This is a genomic window from Pantoea sp. 18059 (assembly GCF_902706165.1).
In the GTDB taxonomy this organism is placed as follows: Bacteria; Pseudomonadota; Gammaproteobacteria; order Enterobacterales; family Enterobacteriaceae; genus Pantoea; species Pantoea agglomerans.
In genome coordinates, this window is record NZ_CACSJS010000003.1 from 244,084 (window position 1) to 261,824 (window position 17,741).

Genomic DNA, 17,741 nt, shown 5'->3' on the forward strand with positions numbered 1-17,741 from the left:
GCCATACTCTCTGCTCTGAGGTGGTGAGTAACTCCCAGAGCCAGTTTGCATACGGAAATGTGTACTCGCTCCGGGAGAATTTTCATAGGTTGATACTGCGAACTGAACTGATGTTCTGGTTAGAGTAAATCAGAGACAGGCCGTCGTATCTCTTCACCAGAACATCCCTGTATTTACCTGTGGTAAGTGTTCATCAATGTGTGATGTTTATTGTTCAGGCGATTTTTCTATGCCGCTAGCAGAATTACTTATTCGCATCTGAAGACGAGAAATGTGTCCGGTGATATCTGCCGTTCTTTCTGCTAATCCCCGGATAGCACTGGCGATAACAGAAAACCCACGGCCATGTACACCTGCTCTCGCGGCTTCGATACTGGCGTTCAATGAAATGAGTTTGATCTGCGCAGCAATAATCCCGTTTTCAGAGACGAGTTCGGCAATTTCTTTTGCGGTTTCGGCGGTCTGAATGTTTCGCCTGACTTCGCTTTCCTCATGTCGGCCACGGTCTTTACGGCCCTGAATATCAATAAGCGCGCCGACGGCACGCAAAGGGGTACCATCAGGTGCACGTTTAGTCTGCCCGCGGGCCTGAAACCACCGGTACTCACCACTTCGCAGTTTAAGACGATATTCAATATCAAAACCGGTTTTACCACTGAAGTCCATCAGGTGGTTGACGAAAGCATCGAGCGCATTCTGTTTGTCATCCGGGTGAAGGCGTGATGCCCAACTGTCCATCACATCAGGGAACTCTTCAATGGTTTCAAAACCCAGCAGCTTCCTGAACTGCGGTGACCACCAGAATACGTTGTCGGGATTCAGGGGATTTCCGCCAATAATATCCAGATCCCAGAGGCCGTCATTAAGCATTTCGCGCGACAGGTCAAAACGGGTGGAGACAATATCAAACTTGCGGGACTGTGACGTTTCTTCTTCTGTATTCTCTATAACGGCAACCAGGCGCGGCGGCGTAAATTCACGACTGTATGATGCACGAATGCAAAACCACTGAAAGGTATTTGCGCCAGTTTTTATCAGGCAGCGTAACAGCTTTTCATCACCGCTATGTTTGAGTGTATGACTTATCAAACCTTTGAACGCTTCCCGGAAATCCGCATGGATCATCTGGATCAGCGAAGAGAGCCCGACCTCCTTCTGCAGAGGCAATCCCATAAGCTGGCGTGCTTCAGGTGAAACAAATGCAGGCGCGTCACTTTTAAGATCGGTCGTCTCAACATACCAGTAGCCTTTCTGGCTGAGGTTCATAATACATTTCAGCAGCGTGGTATCACTGTGATCCACATCCAGCGTTTCATCGATAAATTTCTCAGCGATATCCATCGTTGTCGGCTCTTTGGCGGACTGTTTCCGGAATAAATTCAGCATTATTTCTCCTGGTGAGCATATACAGGCATAAAAATATGCCTGAAAGGGTTATCGGCAGAACCTTCTGGATATTCAGTTAAAGGTCGCTGGTTTGAATTAATACTGTAACAAGATGCTATAGATAGCTCGCCAGCTATAGCTACCGGAACAGAGATGATGGATGAGCATCACCACCAGCGTGCTAAATGTATTTTTTTGAAATCATGTGGCACAAAATTATCTTTGGTCTATGATATCTGAAAAATTTCAGGCCTTATAATCCCGACGCTCCGATCCCCCATGAAGATTCACAGTGAATTGTTATGCTGAGTTTTGACATACGGTTGTGAGTTTATATTTTCCGGCTATCGCAGGTATTAAATGAGTGGCTTAGCTTTGAGCTGCCACCTCTGCCTTCAGACAAAAGTCCGGACATGACTTATTGATATCCATAAGTATAATTCGTCAACGCATAAGAGAGCCTGGCTGCTGATCATATTAAATGCATTAACAGGGTTTAATATTTAACTTAAGCGATATTTTTATGGGATTGGTTTCACTTTGTTTCTGGTTTACCATACCAGATACCATCAGCCTCATGCAGACCCGTGAGTTAAATAAATATGGCATTTTATGTTCATGAAACTTGCCCGCTCACTGACATCATAGCTATGTATCTCGCACTTAATAACCATAGACAATTTAAGGCCTCCGCAAAATGACGTTTGCAAAAGATTAATTTTCCGCCGCAAACAAAACAGGGTTTTAAAAAGGTTTTCTATTCCGTTCCCGCTCAGGTCATCAATGCCTTACAGAAATACGTTTCAGGATATTTAAATGAATGAAAAATTGAAAGATGCTGATGCTCGTGCAACTTATCAGCAGCTAATTAAATCGGGCGAGTTTAAACCTTTTTTTCAGCCGATAGTCTCACTTGAGGATCAGCGCGTAGTAGGTTTTGAATTGCTGGCACGGCGTATTTTGCCCGAAGGGCTTATCGTATCTCCGGCTGAGTTCATTCCGGCTATGGAACATCATGGGTTACTCAATGAGCTGATGATAAGTCTGGCCGCTCAGGGATTCATGACAGCGAGCACCTGGCCAGAACACCAGTTTCTGTCTTTAAACGTTTCTCCTTCACAACTGAACGGTAAGCACCTTCCCGAAATTTTAAGAAAACTGGCTGAACGTTATCAGTTCAGCCTTTCGCGGCTCAGGATAGAAATCACCGAGACAGCATTGATCGATGATATAGAGACGGCTCATGCAGAACTCGAAGCATTGTCTGAAATGGGTTGTATGATTGCTATGGATGACTTTGGCACCGGCTGTTCAAGCCTTGCCTGGCTTATCCAGCTTCCCGCCAGCACGATTAAGATTGATGGCAGTTTTATTCGTTCAATGCTTCAGAAAAAGGATAGCCGGAAAATTATCTCCAGCGTAGTCGGTTTGGGCCGCAGCCTGGATATGGACGTCATTGCTGAGGGTGTTGAAACAGAGGAACAAGCTGAGATGTTGCGGGGTATCGGCTGCGCTTATGCACAAGGCTACTTATTCAGCAGGCCGATCCCGGCTGAAGAAACACATAATTTTCTCACCGCTGGCTCTGGCCGTAAATTTCATAGTCGTGTGGCACGAATGTCTCTTGAGCAGCGCGCGCATCAGATTTCATCGATGTTTGCTGCGCCTGACACCTCTATCTGCTTTCTCAGCCCTGAACTGATGATTGTTGACGCAAGTGATACCTTTGCAGCGCGGGTTGGCTGGCCAATGCAGGACATTACCCATCGCCATATTTTTGAAGTGATACCGTCTCAAGCTGAGAAGCTGCTTTGGTTGCAGGATTTCAGGACAAAAGGTCTTCCTTACCCTCCATTTGAGGTAAAGCTGCCCGGCGGTAGCACCGATTTGGTTATGATTACGCGGGTGGAGGATGAGGCAAAAGATTTACTGGGGTTTTGTGTGTTTGGCTTTAACATTGACCGTCAGAACAGCCTTGTTCAGCCTTAGTGCCAGTTTATGACATCAGATGATACTTCCCTGTCGCTAAAATAACCTTAACGGTGCAGGCTTCAGTTTCAGGTTGTTAGCTGAAGATGGGGATAAGTCCGCCTGGTCGGAAGCGGACATTATTAACAACGCCTCTTTTCATCAACTAATTGCAGCCACTTCACTTTCAATCTTTATGCATCAGCCGGGTCAGCATCTCGCAGAAGGCTTCGCTTGCTGGGTTAACGCGGTATTTGTTCAGGCGTAGCAGGCAATCAACCGAAGGCAGAGGCATCAATTTCTCAAGTTCAGACACGCTACAAATCGCTTTATCAAGGCTGTATTGATTGAGTATTCCCACACCTAGCCCGGTGGTTATCGCCGCAAGCATACCTGCTACTGAAGGACACTCCAGCATCACAGCAAATGGGATATTTGCCTGCCGAAGTTTCTCCTCAGCCAGGTTACGATAATAGCAATCCGGTCCCCAGGTAATAAGCTTCAGGCTCTTATCCGAGTCATGTCGCCAGGCAGGCGTTGCGTACCAGTATAAATTTTCACTCCACAATACCGTATCTTCCGTCGATGCCGTGCCCGTGAAATCCTGATGTAAAATGATCTCCAGACTTCCTTCAGAAAAATGCTGACGCAGGAGATGACTTTGCTCCACCACCAGTTGTATATCCACCTCTGGATGGTGGTGAGTGAAGGTTGAAATCACCCCGCATATTTCAGTCATTGAGATGTGTTCAGTGACCCCGATTCGCAGCTTGCCACGCAGTGCCGAAGGCGAAAAATAGGCTACGGCATGATCGTGTTCAGTAAGTATTTTTTCCGCATGTTGCAGCAGAACGCTGCCCTTTTCTGTCGGAACGGCTTTTCCGGCGATGCGCGTTAATAGCTGGCATTGAAGTTGATCTTCAAGCCGTCTGAGCTTCCAGCTTACAGCGGACTGGCTCAGGTTGAGGAGTAATGCGGCCTTACTCATATTGCCCGTTTGCAGCACGGTCCGGAACACTCTGAGTGAGTCAACGGAGAGTCGTTTATTCATTTTTGTATGACAAAAGTAGGATTACAGCGGGAAAGAATGTCACTGGTGTCATATTCAGTCAACGGATAGCCTGACTGAAACAAACACAACGGAGAAAGCAGATGCCCGCTAATAACCCATTACTGAATGACGACGTTCTGATAAATGGTTGTCGCATTGCGACCGGAGTCCATGGTTCAGGAAGACCTCTGGTGCTGGTTCATGGCACGCCCGCACACTCAGTAATCTGGCAGTCACTGGTGCCGGTATTTGTCGATGCGGGTTTTCATGTTCATCTGTATGACCTGGCTGGGTTTGGCGCGTCAGAGCGCCCTTTGACGGCTGATACCTCAGTTGCCGCACAAGTGGGTTATCTGATAAAGCTGCTTGAACACTGGCAGCTCGAAAAAACAGATCTTTTTGGTCACGATATCGGCGGGGCCATTTCACTCAGACTGGCGTTCGACAACCCATCCCTTCTGAAGACGCTTACGATTGCGGATATTCCGAGCTACGATTCCTGGCCTTCGCCCACATGGAAAGATATGCGGGATCACTATGCGGATTATGCGCTGATCCCCGCCACTGAGCATTACCGCGCGATGTGTCGCCAGTTAAAGATGGCTGTTTTTAATAAGGATCGTATGACAGAGCAGCGGCTGGATAGTTATCTTGCACCGCTTTGTGGTGTGGTAGGGCAGCCTTCATTTTATCAGCATCAGGTTGCGCACTATAATGAGTGTTACACCAGTGGCTTTGCAGAAAAATTGCCGCAACTCCGGCTGCCAGTACAGATTTTATGGGGCGCCGAAGATGAATGGCAACCCGTTGAGTATGCAAGGCGTTTGCAGCGCGACATCGTCTCTTCCACGTTGCATATCTTTGAACAGGCCGGACACTTTTTAATGGAAGATGCCCCCTTGCCAGTCGCCGCACAGGTAATTGATTTTGTTAATCAACATAATATGAGGTAGAGCCATGATCCTGATCGGAATGCTGGATTCACCCTATGTCAGACGGGTTGCTATTTACATGAAAGTATTGGGTATTCAATTCGAGCATCGCCCGCTTTCGGTATTCGGCGATTTTGATGCCTTAACGAAAATTAATCCGGCCGTTAAAGTGCCAACGCTTATCACAGATGATAATCAGGTGCTGATCGATTCCACACTAATCATTCATTACCTTGAGAAATATTGCGGTCATTCGCCTGCACCTACATCAGCGTCCGGCGTGGAAGAGTTCCGGGATCTGCATCTTACCGGCTTCGCCCTGGCCGCCTGCGAAAAAGCGGTGCAGATTGTGTACGAACAGCGTCTCAGGCCGGAAGAAAAACAGCATCAGCCCTGGGTGGATCGCGTAACTCAACAACTGCATGGTGCCTGGCAGACGCTGGAGAACGGGCTGCGGAAAAGTCATCCTGACATGCTGTCCGTGGCCGGTATCAGCATCGCAGTGGCCTGGAGTTTTACAGAATTGATGCTGCCGGATACCGTCAGCCGTGCGCTGTACCCGGAACTGGCCGGGTTTACATTGCTGGCCGAACAGCGACCGGAATTTCTGGCAACGCCTTTGATTTAATGAGGATGGGTTTTGTATATAAGAGCCCAATGATGCCTTACCTAATGTATAAAGAACTTATAGCTTTAGAATTAGTCGATAGCAAAAGGTGACTCAATGAGCACCAATTGAATATCTTCATACTATATAAATAACTCTTAATAATCTAATAAAGGCAAATAAACGTAACATCCGCTTTTTGCATATAACGGGCAATGCTCTGCTCTATGCCAGAAACGGGCGTTTATGATTTTGAATTAAGCATAAAAGTGCATACGATTTCAGAAAGTATTAACTTCCCGATACGGATTACAGAGACAGGCCTGACTCAGCAATAAAAACGATAAAGCAGCGTATTCTCGATGAGAGATATCGGCTGGCCGGCCAGAGTGCCGAGAAATACCCCTGCCTGGTACAGTAACCGGGCAATACCTCTTTCAGTTGCCCCGAATCCAAAGATTCACGTACGACAAAATCGGGCACATAGCTGATACCCATACTGACTGGTCTGCTACACGGATAACAACAATATATGAGTCAGCACCTGATGTCATACTGACGGCCTCCGGTTAAACGTGACGGCAGGATTGAGAGATGAGCGATTGAAGAGCGCGAAAAATCTTAAACTTAATCTGATGTTCATCCTGTTAAGTGGCTGAAACACACAGCTAACGCGTTGCGCATATAGATAAATGCATTCCCCACTGGAACGAATAACCTGCCACCTGCTGGCCTTTCCTTAAGTCAAATCCGCACCCCACCGCCATGATCGGGTTACACGTCAGTTATTGATAGTGCCAGCGAAAACTGGAGTAAAAATAACGCGCGTTATCGTAACCTTAGAACTCTACATTTTTCATTCAAAAACAGTAACTTCTCCTCTGATTACAGTTCGCCTATGCTGGCTGCTCATTAAATTTCACTTCAGAAGGATCTGTTATGTTTGTTGTGCCCGCATCCTACAGTGCAGAGGCTGTTCAGTGCCTGTATGAAGTTATCGGCATACTCAACCTGAACGGCGTACGCTGCCACGTTATCTTTGACAGTCAGGCATCCCGCGCCGCAGTGATCCAGGCGGACGCAACAGAGGAACATGGCGAAATGCGCCATCCTGTGCTGGCCGTACTGGAAATGGAACGCGTAACGAGTATCAACACCATACTGCGCATCAAATCGTTCTGGACCGATTCCGAGGGCGCTCAATCAGGTGTGGAACCAGGCACGCTGGCAAAAGCGTTGTATAAAGCGCTGACAATAAAGAAACATATCACGCTGGTGGGATTGTAGGCATTCTGAAGCCCGTGAAGTACGGGCTGTAACAGTCAGGTATTGAGAGAGATACACGCCGGGGATGAGCATGATAATTCTACAGGTGAACAAGAGTACTTAATGCTGCTCCGCGCATCCTGCCCGATTGGGCGTCCGATGACAGTGTGAAGATTCCGTTTTATTATTGACGTGTTGATACTGCTCTGTGTGAAGACACAGAGAATGCCTTGCTGAAGTCCCGGATGCGTTCCTCACGTCCCACGGCAAGGGCAAACAGCACGCCACCCACAATTGAGAACAGCCCCAGAACACCCCATGCCAGCGTCATATCACTACCGCCACCCAAATGCTTGAGGTATCCGGCAACAAGGGGGCCGCCAAACTGTCCAATGAAGTTGCTGCATGCGCCGACAAAAGCCACCGCAGGGACTGCTTTCTTTGTCGGGAGAATTTCAGTCAGCCTGACGTAAACCAGCGGCACCAGCATCTTCATTGTCAGGCCGACAAACATGAACAACCCTATCTGAGCCCAGTAATATGCCAGCGGCACAAAAGCGGCAGCCAGTAATGCCACACCACAGAGGACGGTAGGAATAGCGGCATGCAGTCGTCGCTCCTGGTTGTACTTATCTGAACGCAGGGTGATATACCAGATGCCCAGCATCGTCATCAGGAAAGGCATCCCACTGATGAGACCGACCATAAATTCACTGAGCGTGCCATATCCTTTGAGAGCTGTCGGCAGCCAGAGCGTAAAACCGTAAGCGAGCATGCTATGCAGGGAGTAGCCGATCAGCATCAGCCAGAGGGCCGGTATTTTGAGAATGGTCCACCAGGGATCGGATTTCTCATTCCTGTAGTTTGACTGCTCAGCGGCCAGGTCTTTCTGGATATAATCCCGATCTTCGGCATTCAGCCAGCTAGCGGCCTGAATACTTTTAGGAACCAGATAAAACCAGATGATGCAGAACAGCCAGGCCGGAGCACCTTCAATTACCATCATCATGCGCCAGTTATGATGTGCAAGGATCCAGCCAGATATCGGACCGGCCAGAAACGCGCCCGCACCCAGGCTAAGATTCCAGATTCCGAATGCACGCCCCCGTTCAGGCTTCATAAACCACTGGGCAAGGAACATGGCCGTGGCGGCCTGAATTGGACCTTCAGCGATGCCCAGTAAGAAACGGATCGCTACCAGTTCACCGAAATTACGCGTCAGGCCAGTAAGCATTGCGCAGGCCCCGAACAGAAACAGGCTGATGCCGATTATTTTCCGTGATCCAAAACGGAGAGCCAGCCATCCTGCAGTAAATTGTGTGGCGACGTAACCCCATGCAAATGCGCCGCCAAGCCAGCCGGCTTTAACAGGACTCAGGCCCATTTCAGCTGTTATATGGGGCAGCGCCATGCCTATATTCACCCGATCAAAAAATGAAATGGTATACATGATGAATACGGCAGGTAATATAATTGTCCAGCGTTTATTTCCGATAAGCGCATAACCCTTGAGAGTTTTCTCACTCATGATAACTTCCTCATTTAAGACTGTGGCAGGGGAGGAAATGCTGATTTCAAATCCATCTGAATATCAGTCAAAATGTTTTATTCATTACCCGAAGGATGTTACGGAGAAATGAGCAACCTGAAAATAAAAGGCGCAGATAAACAGGCAAAACTCCAGAATTCATGATTGGCTTTAAATGACTGATATCTATAAAAACTTCCAGTGCATATTTAACCCGGCAAGACTATCTGAATGTCGATAACTCAACGGTTAGCTGATATACCCACAAGAAGATGTTGTGCATAAATCAAAGCCAGCCCTTCAACCAGGAATTATTAACAACGCTACTGTTTGTCACTTCAATAACGCCCTTTCCTCTCAGATTCAGAAAAATTTATTCTTCCTGAGGCGTCAGGTTAATTAAGAGATTGATATTTTCCCGCAGCCCCTCGGCTTAACGAGGGGCGCAGTGACATTAAACATACCGTAATGTAAGCGAAAACTTATTCAGCCAGCGCCCGCATCTCTTTAATAAGGTCTGATTTGCCTTCGAATCCGATACCCGGCAGTTCCGGCATAATAATATGGCCATCTTCAACTTTCACCGAGTCAGGGAAACCGCCGTAAGGCTGGAAAAGATCGGGATAGCTTTCGTTACCACCCAGACCGAGGCCGGCGGCGATATTCAGGGACATCTGATGGCCGCCATGAGGTATGCAGCGTGACGGTGACCAGCCAAACTGCTCCAGCACATCCAGTGTGCGCAGATACTCAACCAGCCCATAGGAGAGCGCGCAGTCAAATTGCAGATAGTCGCGATCCGGACGCATACCGCCATAACGCAGCAGGTTTCGCGCGTCCTGATGTGAAAAGAGGTTTTCGCCCGTTGCCATTGCGCCTGGATAGAACTCCGACAGGGCTGCCTGCAGAGAATAATCGAGCGGATCGCCAACCTCTTCGTACCAAAAGAGCGGATATTCACGCAGCATTTTTGCGTAGGCAATACCGGTTTCCAGATCAAAGCGACCATTAGCATCAACGGCGAGGCGCGCTTCGCTGCCGATTTCTTCGAGTACGGCCTCAATACGGCGGCGGTCTTCGTCCAGAGAGGCACCACCGATTTTCATTTTCACAACGTTATAGCCGCGGTTCAGGTAGCCGCGCATTTCCTGTCGCAGTGCGCCAAGGTCTTTACCCGGATAGTAGTAACCCCCAGCCGCATAGACGAAGACGCGCGGATTAGCCTCAACGCCCTTCATTTCGGCCAGCAGGCGGAACAGCGGCTTGTTTGCAATTTTTGCCGTTGCATCCCAGATGGCCATGTCCAGGGTTCCCACTGCAACTGAACGCTCGCCATGACCGCCAGGCTTTTCGTTGCTCATCATCACAGCCCAGACTTTATGCGGATCCAGGTTGTTACCTTTGCCATTCAGCAGGCTTTCGGGATCGGCTTCCAGGATGCGGTCACGGAAGCGTTCCCGGATGAGGCCACCCTGGCCATAACGGCCGTTAGAGTTAAAGCCGTATCCCACTACACGGCGCCCGTCGACTTCAACATCGGTCACAACGGCGACCAGGCTTGTCGTCATCTTGCTGAAATCGATGTACGCGTTACGAATAGGGGAAGCAATGGGTTTGGTAATTTCTACAACATCAAGGATGCGCATGATCTCTCCGGTAGTTCTCAGTCAAAGACTGTTTTACTAAAATACCTACGCAATAAGTTATGTCATGCCATCTGTTTATCGGCATTCATCGGCACAATGAAGTAGCGTAGTGTTAAAGGACCTGATTGTTCTGTCTGCTATTATCCTAAGCAGTACGTGGGTTCCGTTCTAATGCCAAAGAGGCAGCCTGTAATGCAAAATCGGCATCACCTGGAGTTAACCTGGCTTGAAGACTGTATTGCGCTGGCGCAATCACTCAATTTTTCCCGTGCGGCAGCTTCACGATATGTGACACAGCCTGCATTCAGCCGCAGAATCGTCTCGCTAGAAGAGTGGCTTGGCACGCCAATTTTTGAAAGAAATCGTCGGGGCGTCAGCCTGACCCGCGCCGGAGAGGTTTTCGTCAGGCAGGTGCCGGAACTTATTCGTGCGCTTTATACCCTGAGAAGTGAATCTATCGAGGCCGCAGGAGAAGCCCGGCCGGATGTTATTTTTTCCGCCACGCACGCGCTGTCATTTTCTTTTTTTCCGGCACTGATGCGTAACAACGAAAAAATTGCCCGCTTCGGATCTTTTCGACTGTTATCAGACTCATTAAGTGCCTGCGAACGCATGATTGAGAAAGGTGACGCGCAATTTCTGCTTTCTTATTACCATCCTCATATGCACATTCATCTCGATCAGTCGAAATATCTCAGCGTCCGGCTTGGACAGGAAATTTTACAGCCGTATTCACGATGCGATCCGACAACGCGTGAGCCTCTATTCCATGCGTCAGGCGGTAAGAAGTTTCCTTTCCTCTCCTATTCTGCTGAATCCGGCCTGGGCCGCATCCTGTCTAATACCTCACAGGTTAACCGGGCCAGACGCGGAATGGATATTGCCTTCACGGCCGATCTTGCTGCCACCTTACTCGCCATGGTCAAAGCCGGAGACGGCATCGCATGGCTGCCGGAAACACTGGCAGCGCCGGATGTTGATGCTGGCTCGATTGCCGTAGCAGCTAATAACGAGAGCGCACTCTGGATACCCATAGAGATCCGGCTGTTCAGACCCGCAGCGAGGATGTCCCGGGCGGTAGAAGCGTTGTGGGAAATTTTCTTAGATGGCCAAATCTGAGCGGAAAACCATTTTGCGCTAATCGCGACGACATCTGAAATGAATAAAGCGAGAACACATCAGAACCACAAGCTGACGCTCTAAGTTCCCTGACAAGCAGAGTTGCACAAACTACCCATGTCAATATAAACACCGCTTGCCTTAATGCGACCGACCGGAGATTAACTAGCTTGCGCTGCGGTTTCCCGGTTTTCACGCATGACATCGACTGGGTAAGACGCCCCAGGCACTATAAGCAGGTAATCGGGATAACCGATGATGGGAATGAAATCGGGTATTAAATCAAGTGGGTTAAACAGTATAGGCTGCGACAGTCAACGCCAGCACTTTAGCGAGCATCGGCGTGCGGAGATCGCGGGCGGCAAGCCATACCGCGTGCAGTCCCGTTTGATGTTTCACACCCATTGTCTGGTGTCAGCAATAAGTTTGATAGTCACTAGCAGGCATTAACTTATTGAGACGTGCTTACTTTACGCTTCCGCATAGTTGCTCTCTGACAGGCACAAGCTTCGTGCTGAAACTAAGCGCCGTTCTCTGTCACTCAACAACGTTCAGTGCATTAGCATCCCAGGCTTTCATCGCGGTTGATACCGCCGAATCGAGTTCATTGCCGGTTGCGCCATCACGGGCTTCAGTCGACAGGCCGATCTCAAAACTGTGAAGGGTCGTGGCCAGCGCCCGCACGTCGGTATCGGAAGCCAGGAGTCCCGCCTCTTTCGCTCTTGTGACACATCGCAAAAATCCCGCCCTGGTCCGATCGCGCTGCGCTGCCAGAATCTCACGGATGTGCTCGTTCGCTGGCGAACAGGTATTAACGGATAGCGCAATCAGGCAACCACTGGGATGCCCCTGTTCTGTCTGCATTTTTGCAGAACGACGCAACGCCAGTTCAATAGCGTCACGGGGTTCAAGCGTGTCATCCCATAGGCAATCGTTAACCTGACCAAAAGTCGTCATATAACAATCGACAACCTCCTCAAACAGCGCTTCTTTTGAACCAAACGCGGCGTAAAAACTTGGGGCGGTGATGCCGTTGCCGAGGTTTGACTTGAGCATGGCAAGCGAAGTGGACTCGTAACCATGCTGCCAGAAAAGGGTCATCGCCTGACGAATTGCCTCTTCCCGGTCAAATGTCCGTGGGCGTCCCATCTGAGCCATATCCGCTCCTTTTTCGCTTATCGTATATAAATACTAATCGATACATATATACTTGACAAGCCTCAGTGTGCCCTATACTTTCTGATATATACCGATCGGTATATATATTGTAAAACCCGTTATCCGGAGGGTTTCGCAATTTTTAGTCGTTACAAACTAAAAAAGGGGCCAACGTGCACGCCAATACAGTATTCAGTGAGACCACAACACAACGGGGTCTGCCACTGGCTTCCCTGCTGGCATTTGCCATGACAGGCTTTATTGCCATCCTGACCGAGACCCTTCCGGCGGGTTTACTTCCGGAAATTGGAATGGGTCTTGACGTATCTCAGGTGATGGCGGGTCAGCTGGTCAGCATTTATGCGCTGGGTTCGCTACTCGCGGCAATACCTCTGACGGTTCTGACCAGTGGCTGGCGTCGTAAAAAGGTACTATTACTCGCCGTAGGTACCTTCCTGATTTTCAACACTATTACCACCCTTTCGTTCAGTTACTGGCTGACGATGGCAGCCCGATTCATGTCGGGTGTGGCTGCAGGACTTGCATGGGGAATTCTGGCGGGCTATGCCCGCCGCCTCGTTCCTGCTGAAATGCAGGGCCGCGCTCTCGCTATTGCTATGGTTGGAATACCGGTTGCCCTGTCCCTTGGAACCCCGGCTGGCGCATGGCTTGGCAGCACGATGGGATGGAGAGTCCCCTTTGGTATCATGGCAGCATTGGCAGTCATTCTGTTCATCTGGACATGGGTGGCGGTTCCTGACCTGCCGGGACAGCAGGCCGACCGCCGACTACCGGTATGGCAAGTTTTCCAGATGCCCGGAGTCAGACCTGTTCTGGCGGTTATCTTTCTATGGATGACGGCACACAATATTCTTTATACATTCATCGGACCGTTCCTGCAGTTGTCGGGGCTGACCGGAAATGTCGGGCTTATCCTGCTGATTTTTGGCATTGCGGCACTTATTGGCATCTGGATAACCGGGATGCTGGTGGATCGCCATCTGCGCAATCTGGTTCTGCTCAGTCTGGCGGCACTGGCGGCGGTTTCTGTGGCACTCGCCGCAGGCATGCGGGAACAGATTGTGGTCTTTCTGGCCGTCATCGTATGGGGATGGTCGTTTGGCGGCGCGTCAACTCAGATGCAGACGGCTGCCGCTGATGCGGCAGGCAATCATGTCGATGTCGTTCAGGCAATGGTGACAACTGCCTGGAATCTGGCTATCGCAAGCGGCGGCGTCATTGGTGGTCTGCTTCTCAATAATGCCGGTGCGGTATCTTTCCCATGGGCGCTACTGATCTTTATGGCTGTTGCGTTGATTATCGCCTGGTGCGCGAAAAAGCATGCTTTCAGGCCCGGTGCAAGAGAACCTTTAGTAAAATAGTAACTTCCAGGGACGTCCGGAACGGACGCCCCGTTTTGGCACCAACCGCCTGCTTTGGATATCTAAAAGAGACCTCAGTTATTTAAGTCGTCCATTTGGGCACTCTTTAAACAGAACTATCGGATTCGTTGCTTCCCGAAATATTCTTTTGTTTTTTGTCTGGAAGACAAGCCATTGAGATAATGCCAGTGAGTACGATGAGTGAACTCATGCCTGCAAAAGCAACCATCAGACTCGCAGCGGCGGCCAGTCCGGAAAGGAGACCAGAAAGTGCTTCAGCAGTATTAGCCAGGGTAGAAAACGTGCCGAATGTCTTGCCTGTGTTCTCTGCAAAAGACCAGGACTGTATGAGTGTCACCAGAAAAATATCAACGAATGCACCACTCATACCAAGGACGAATGCTACCGGCAGCAGAGCCTCGAGCGAATAGAGGGCAATAAATGACATTAAAACCAGTAAAATTCCGTAAAAGAACCAATTGCGCATAACATTCAATGGTGAAATATTTATGGCAAACCGTCCGTAAATGAGACCCCCGGTAATTGTGCCTGCAGCCATTAGAGAAAATATCCAGCTGGTAAATATCTCCCCATTCCCCTGACTGACAGCTACAGCGGGGATAATAAAACGAAGTAATGATCCGGTAAAGAGAATGCAAACAGATGAACCAAAAATAGCAATAAATAAGCTAGGAGTTTCCTGAAATAAACTTTTAATGCAGGATAGATTCTCCTGATATACTTTTTTCAATCTGAACGCCGACGTTTTATTCTGTGAATTTTCTGAAAACGTACAAAGTATAACAATTGAAATTGCATACGTTAATGTATTGAACATCAGCACCCAGGGCTTGTCTGCCAATGAGAGTATAACTGAACATTTGATGCGCCAATTGTCTGCCATCCAGCCACCAGCGGGGCCGAAAAATAGAAAAGGAATAAAACGAAAAAAAATAGACGCAGCCGGCAAGAAGATAATTATTATGCGTGTTCTCGAGCACAATAAACACAAAAACGACCTCATATACATAATCGCCCAACTTCGAGATGAAAAGAGAAGCGAGTAACGTGCGGAAATCTTTAATTTTCAGCCAGTTCATTGAAGTCTATTCCAATATTAAAATCTGAAGCACCTGGCGCAGACACACCCTCTGCAAATTCGATTATGCTAACGTCCCTGAGCATGTAATGTGAGTTTATATGGCCAATAAACGACGAAGCAAAGCTGAGTGCTATGCCCATACCAATACACATATGCATGCCCGTGCCGAATGATAGTGGCTTTTCTTTTCGCCCCGCAATAAAACGGAATGGGTTATCGAAAACTTTTTCATCGAAGTTAGCCAGCGCCGTGTAAAACATGACCCTGTCACCTTCTTTAAGGTTCTGGCCTCGGAAAATCAGGTCCTGCGCTATTACTCTACCTACAGAAAGAACGGGACTGTATAAGCGAGAAGCTTCTACAACGGTATCCCGAACATTGACTGTATTCACCTTCAGGTTGAAGTGAGAAATGGCCCAGAGCGCAGCGACAATGAGTGGCATAACGCTGTCGACTTTATCAGCCCCATAACCTCATTGACTACTAATCTGTACGGCAACGCTCTGGCCCCTCTTACAGAGAAGCCTCTAAACTAAAAGACATTATTCAATTTGTTAATATTGAAGCGCCGCCTGTTAACTTACATCAAAATTTTTCTCCCTGATATTATTACATTTTTTAGTTAACAACCTACTGCCCGAGCTGCGTAGTGTAATTAGCGGGCACCCAGCGATAAGCGTTACCTTCATGCTGAACATGGCCCAGGCCAGGGAAGGCGATATGCGCCGCAGCCACCCAGTAGCCCTGATCTGCAGCCTGTTTCAGTACCCTTTCACGTGTAGTGATAGCCTGTTTCTGATCGACATCAAAATGGATGGCCACTTCAGGATCGGGCAATTGCACCGCTTTGGCATGGATGATATCTCCCCACAGCACCAGGGTCTGACCTTCACTCTCTACGCGATAAAGTACGCTACCCGGCGTGTGCCCAGCTGTCGACTCTGCACGGATTCCCCCCGGTAATATGGCTGGTGCCATAAACGTTTTAAGCAGGCCAGCATTGATGACTGGGCGAAGAGTCCGTTCAGATTCTGCAAAGGTATGGGCCTGACTGGTCTCTACCCTGCTGACGTTAGCCGGATTAAGCCAGAAATCGACATCCCGTTTATCCACGAACACTTCGGCCTTTGGAAAAGCAGGCTTGCCCGCGCGTGAAACACCGCCTGAATGATCGGCATGAATATGGGTTAAGAGTACGGCATCGATCGACTCTGCCGGATAGCCAGCGGCGGCCAGATTAGTCAGCAGATGTCCGCCATTGTGTCCAAAAAGCTCACCGGCCCCGGTGTCGATTAAAATGCGCTTTTTACCATCATCGATAACGAAGGCATTGATTGATGTTTCGGCCTGCGGCGTCATCGAATCTCTGGCCATTGCATGGTTTAGTTTTTCAGGCGAAATGTTAGTCAGTAATTTATTCAGGGGAACGGTTACCGTGCCGTCGGAAACCGCGGTAATGCGTAATTTCCCCAATGTCATCCGGTAATAACCCGGAGCTTGCTGATCCCGTACAGAGGTCTGTTCGGCAGCATAGACCGGACTGAACGCGATAAGAGACGCCACCAGCATCAGTAAAATTTTCATAAATATCTCTCCAGAAAGTTTCATCACAACGTGGTGAGCAGTATCATTACGCAACCTGTATCACTCAAATTGATTAAACTGATGCTCACTATCAGAGAAAATGATTTTCATCGAATCGACCTGAATTTACTGACGGTGTTGTTGGTTCTGAAGCGGGAAGGCAGCGTGTCGCGTGCGGCAGAAAAGCTGCATCTGGGTCAGCCAGCAGTCAGTAATGCACTGGCCCGATTGCGGCTAATGTTCAGCGATCCACTGTTTGTGCGCACGGCGAAAGGCATGGAGCCTACCCCGCGTGCTGAAGCGCTGATCGCTGAGCTGGGCCCGTTAATGGCACAGATGCAGAACGTATTGTTTCAGCCAGCATCCTTCACGCCTTCTGAGGCGACACATGTTTTTCGGCTGGGGATGAGCGACTGGGTTGAACGCTGGCTGATGCCGGGACTATATGCGCGCATCACACGCACCGCTCCCGGCGTGACTCTTCAGGTTACGGCCAGCGATCCCTTCCGGGATGCGGAGCTGGTCGCGCGCGGAGAGATCGATCTTGCCATTTCGGTTGGCGAGAGCACACCCGCCACGCTCCAGCGCGAGAAAATTGTGTCACACAACTTTTGTACGTTGTGGCACCCGGAACAGCTTTCGTTGCGTGCACCGTTGACGCTGGAGGATTATGTGGCGCATGACCATCTGCTGGTTTCCTATCGCGGGGCGAACTGGAGCGCCATCGATGACCAGCTTGCGGCATCAGGAAAGGCCCGTTCGATTCGCTACGTGACGCCGCATTTTTCCTCTCTGCCTCCGCTGCTGGCGCGCGCACCCGCGTTAGCCACCGTTCCCGCCGGGCTGTCGGATGAGTGGGTGACGCATTACGGCTTATGCTGTAGCCCGGTACCCATTGAAACACCGGAAATAGCCCTGTCACTGCTCTGGCATAAACGGCTTGATAACGATTTGTCACTGCGCTGGCTCAGGGAAGAACTGCGTAGCGTGATGACAGAACGAACCTGAATAA

Annotated in this window: 16 protein-coding genes and 1 pseudogene; 7 read left to right on the plus strand and 10 right to left on the minus strand. The window is 49.3% G+C overall.

Features of this window, described 5'->3' with window-relative positions; translation table 11 throughout:
• Positions 1–207 precede the first annotated feature (207 nt).
• Positions 208–1,386 carry a PAS domain-containing protein gene (locus GVJ63_RS22515; RefSeq protein ID WP_159226832.1) on the minus strand — a complete coding sequence of 393 codons (1,179 nt, stop codon included), beginning with the start codon at positions 1,384–1,386 and terminating at the stop codon, positions 208–210.
• Positions 1,387–2,202: 816 nt separating this feature from the next.
• Between GVJ63_RS22515 and GVJ63_RS10590 the strand changes: the two genes are divergently transcribed.
• Positions 2,203–3,375: an EAL domain-containing protein gene (locus GVJ63_RS10590; RefSeq protein WP_010670407.1), complete on the plus strand. Its 1,173-nt coding sequence runs from the start codon at positions 2,203–2,205 to the stop codon at positions 3,373–3,375.
• Positions 3,376–3,541: 166 nt separating this feature from the next.
• Here GVJ63_RS10590 and GVJ63_RS10595 read toward each other — a convergent pair whose 3' ends face one another.
• The gene (locus GVJ63_RS10595) at positions 3,542–4,405 is read right to left on the minus strand and encodes a LysR family transcriptional regulator (RefSeq protein WP_029519200.1); all 864 of its coding nucleotides are present in this window, start codon (positions 4,403–4,405) and stop codon (positions 3,542–3,544) included.
• Positions 4,406–4,506: 101 nt separating this feature from the next.
• On the opposite strand from GVJ63_RS10595, the gene GVJ63_RS10600 reads away from it, so the two are divergent.
• Both GVJ63_RS10600 and GVJ63_RS10605 read left to right on the plus strand, forming a co-directional pair.
• Positions 4,507–5,358 carry an alpha/beta fold hydrolase gene (locus tag GVJ63_RS10600; protein WP_235038344.1) on the plus strand — a complete coding sequence of 284 codons (852 nt, stop codon included), beginning with the start codon at positions 4,507–4,509 and terminating at the stop codon, positions 5,356–5,358.
• Between the two features lie 4 nt (positions 5,359–5,362).
• Positions 5,363–5,965: a glutathione S-transferase gene (locus GVJ63_RS10605; RefSeq protein WP_010247027.1), complete on the plus strand. Its 603-nt coding sequence runs from the start codon at positions 5,363–5,365 to the stop codon at positions 5,963–5,965.
• A 288-nt stretch (positions 5,966–6,253) separates the two neighbouring features.
• On the opposite strand, the pseudogene GVJ63_RS10610 reads toward GVJ63_RS10605, so the two are convergent.
• A pseudogene (locus GVJ63_RS10610) lies at positions 6,254–6,442 on the minus strand (LysR substrate-binding domain-containing protein); the annotation flags it as partial.
• 441 nt (positions 6,443–6,883) lie between these two features.
• Between GVJ63_RS10610 and GVJ63_RS10615 the strand changes: the two are divergent.
• Entirely contained in the window at positions 6,884–7,231 is a 348-nt protein-coding gene (locus tag GVJ63_RS10615; protein ID WP_010247026.1) for a hypothetical protein, read from the plus strand.
• Between the two features lie 163 nt (positions 7,232–7,394).
• Here the strand turns inward: GVJ63_RS10615 and GVJ63_RS10620 are convergent, their stop codons facing one another.
• Both GVJ63_RS10620 and GVJ63_RS10625 read right to left on the minus strand, forming a co-directional pair.
• Positions 7,395–8,738: an MFS transporter gene (locus tag GVJ63_RS10620; RefSeq protein WP_159226833.1), complete on the minus strand. Its 1,344-nt coding sequence runs from the start codon at positions 8,736–8,738 to the stop codon at positions 7,395–7,397.
• Between the two features lie 482 nt (positions 8,739–9,220).
• The gene (locus tag GVJ63_RS10625; RefSeq protein ID WP_033760600.1) at positions 9,221–10,384 is read right to left on the minus strand and encodes a mandelate racemase/muconate lactonizing enzyme family protein; all 1,164 of its coding nucleotides are present in this window, start codon (positions 10,382–10,384) and stop codon (positions 9,221–9,223) included.
• A gap of 192 nt (positions 10,385–10,576) precedes the next feature.
• Here GVJ63_RS10625 and GVJ63_RS10630 point away from each other — a divergent pair, with 192 nt between their 5' ends.
• Positions 10,577–11,503: a LysR family transcriptional regulator gene (locus GVJ63_RS10630; RefSeq protein ID WP_157353165.1), complete on the plus strand. Its 927-nt coding sequence runs from the start codon at positions 10,577–10,579 to the stop codon at positions 11,501–11,503.
• Positions 11,504–11,664: 161 nt separating this feature from the next.
• On the opposite strand, the gene GVJ63_RS22545 is transcribed toward GVJ63_RS10630, so the two are convergent.
• Entirely contained in the window at positions 11,665–11,817 is a 153-nt protein-coding gene (locus GVJ63_RS22545; RefSeq protein WP_306278135.1) for a DUF1232 domain-containing protein, read from the minus strand.
• Positions 11,818–12,040: 223 nt separating this feature from the next.
• On the minus strand, positions 12,041–12,661 hold the full coding sequence (locus tag GVJ63_RS10640) for a TetR/AcrR family transcriptional regulator (RefSeq protein WP_052271365.1): 621 nt from the start codon (positions 12,659–12,661) through the stop codon (positions 12,041–12,043).
• Positions 12,662–12,834: 173 nt separating this feature from the next.
• Here GVJ63_RS10640 and GVJ63_RS10645 point away from each other — a divergent pair, with 173 nt between their 5' ends.
• Positions 12,835–14,043 (plus strand): MFS transporter, encoded by a 1,209-nt coding sequence (locus tag GVJ63_RS10645; RefSeq protein ID WP_052271364.1) that lies wholly within the window; start codon positions 12,835–12,837, stop codon positions 14,041–14,043.
• Positions 14,044–14,149: 106 nt separating this feature from the next.
• On the opposite strand, the gene GVJ63_RS10650 is transcribed toward GVJ63_RS10645, so the two are convergent.
• From GVJ63_RS10650 to GVJ63_RS10660, 3 genes are all read right to left on the minus strand, one after another.
• Positions 14,150–14,947: a hypothetical protein gene (locus GVJ63_RS10650; RefSeq protein WP_200843117.1), complete on the minus strand. Its 798-nt coding sequence runs from the start codon at positions 14,945–14,947 to the stop codon at positions 14,150–14,152.
• Positions 14,948–15,123: 176 nt separating this feature from the next.
• Positions 15,124–15,588, minus strand: a complete 465-nt coding sequence (locus GVJ63_RS10655) for a cytochrome P450 (RefSeq protein WP_235038345.1) — start codon at positions 15,586–15,588, stop codon at positions 15,124–15,126.
• A 187-nt stretch (positions 15,589–15,775) separates the two neighbouring features.
• The gene (locus tag GVJ63_RS10660; protein ID WP_159226834.1) at positions 15,776–16,729 is read right to left on the minus strand and encodes an MBL fold metallo-hydrolase; all 954 of its coding nucleotides are present in this window, start codon (positions 16,727–16,729) and stop codon (positions 15,776–15,778) included.
• Between the two features lie 81 nt (positions 16,730–16,810).
• Between GVJ63_RS10660 and GVJ63_RS10665 the strand changes: the two genes are divergently transcribed.
• A complete protein-coding gene (locus GVJ63_RS10665; RefSeq protein WP_052271375.1) occupies positions 16,811–17,737 on the plus strand; it encodes a LysR family transcriptional regulator in 927 nt (308 codons plus the stop codon).
• The last annotated feature ends 4 nt before the right edge of the window (positions 17,738–17,741 follow it).

Bases quoted from the DNA above. Each gene is read 5' to 3' on its own strand.
- GVJ63_RS10665 (WP_052271375.1), top strand. From the start codon at position 16,811: ATGCTCACTATCAGAGAAAATGATTTTCATCGAATCGACCTGAATTTA.
- GVJ63_RS10620 (WP_159226833.1), bottom strand. From the start codon at position 8,738: ATGAGTGAGAAAACTCTCAAGGGTTATGCGCTTATCGGAAATAAACGC.
- GVJ63_RS10650 (WP_200843117.1), bottom strand. From the start codon at position 14,947: ATGGCAGACAATTGGCGCATCAAATGTTCAGTTATACTCTCATTGGCA.
- GVJ63_RS10660 (WP_159226834.1), bottom strand. From the start codon at position 16,729: ATGAAAATTTTACTGATGCTGGTGGCGTCTCTTATCGCGTTCAGTCCG.
- GVJ63_RS10655 (WP_235038345.1), bottom strand. From the start codon at position 15,588: ATGCCACTCATTGTCGCTGCGCTCTGGGCCATTTCTCACTTCAACCTG.
- GVJ63_RS10605 (WP_010247027.1), top strand. From the start codon at position 5,363: ATGATCCTGATCGGAATGCTGGATTCACCCTATGTCAGACGGGTTGCT.
- GVJ63_RS10600 (WP_235038344.1), top strand. From the start codon at position 4,507: ATGCCCGCTAATAACCCATTACTGAATGACGACGTTCTGATAAATGGT.
- GVJ63_RS22515 (WP_159226832.1), bottom strand. From the start codon at position 1,386: ATGCTGAATTTATTCCGGAAACAGTCCGCCAAAGAGCCGACAACGATG.
- GVJ63_RS10615 (WP_010247026.1), top strand. From the start codon at position 6,884: ATGTTTGTTGTGCCCGCATCCTACAGTGCAGAGGCTGTTCAGTGCCTG.
- GVJ63_RS10590 (WP_010670407.1), top strand. From the start codon at position 2,203: ATGAATGAAAAATTGAAAGATGCTGATGCTCGTGCAACTTATCAGCAG.
- GVJ63_RS10625 (WP_033760600.1), bottom strand. From the start codon at position 10,384: ATGCGCATCCTTGATGTTGTAGAAATTACCAAACCCATTGCTTCCCCT.
- GVJ63_RS10630 (WP_157353165.1), top strand. From the start codon at position 10,577: ATGCAAAATCGGCATCACCTGGAGTTAACCTGGCTTGAAGACTGTATT.
- GVJ63_RS10595 (WP_029519200.1), bottom strand. From the start codon at position 4,405: ATGAATAAACGACTCTCCGTTGACTCACTCAGAGTGTTCCGGACCGTG.
- GVJ63_RS10640 (WP_052271365.1), bottom strand. From the start codon at position 12,661: ATGGCTCAGATGGGACGCCCACGGACATTTGACCGGGAAGAGGCAATT.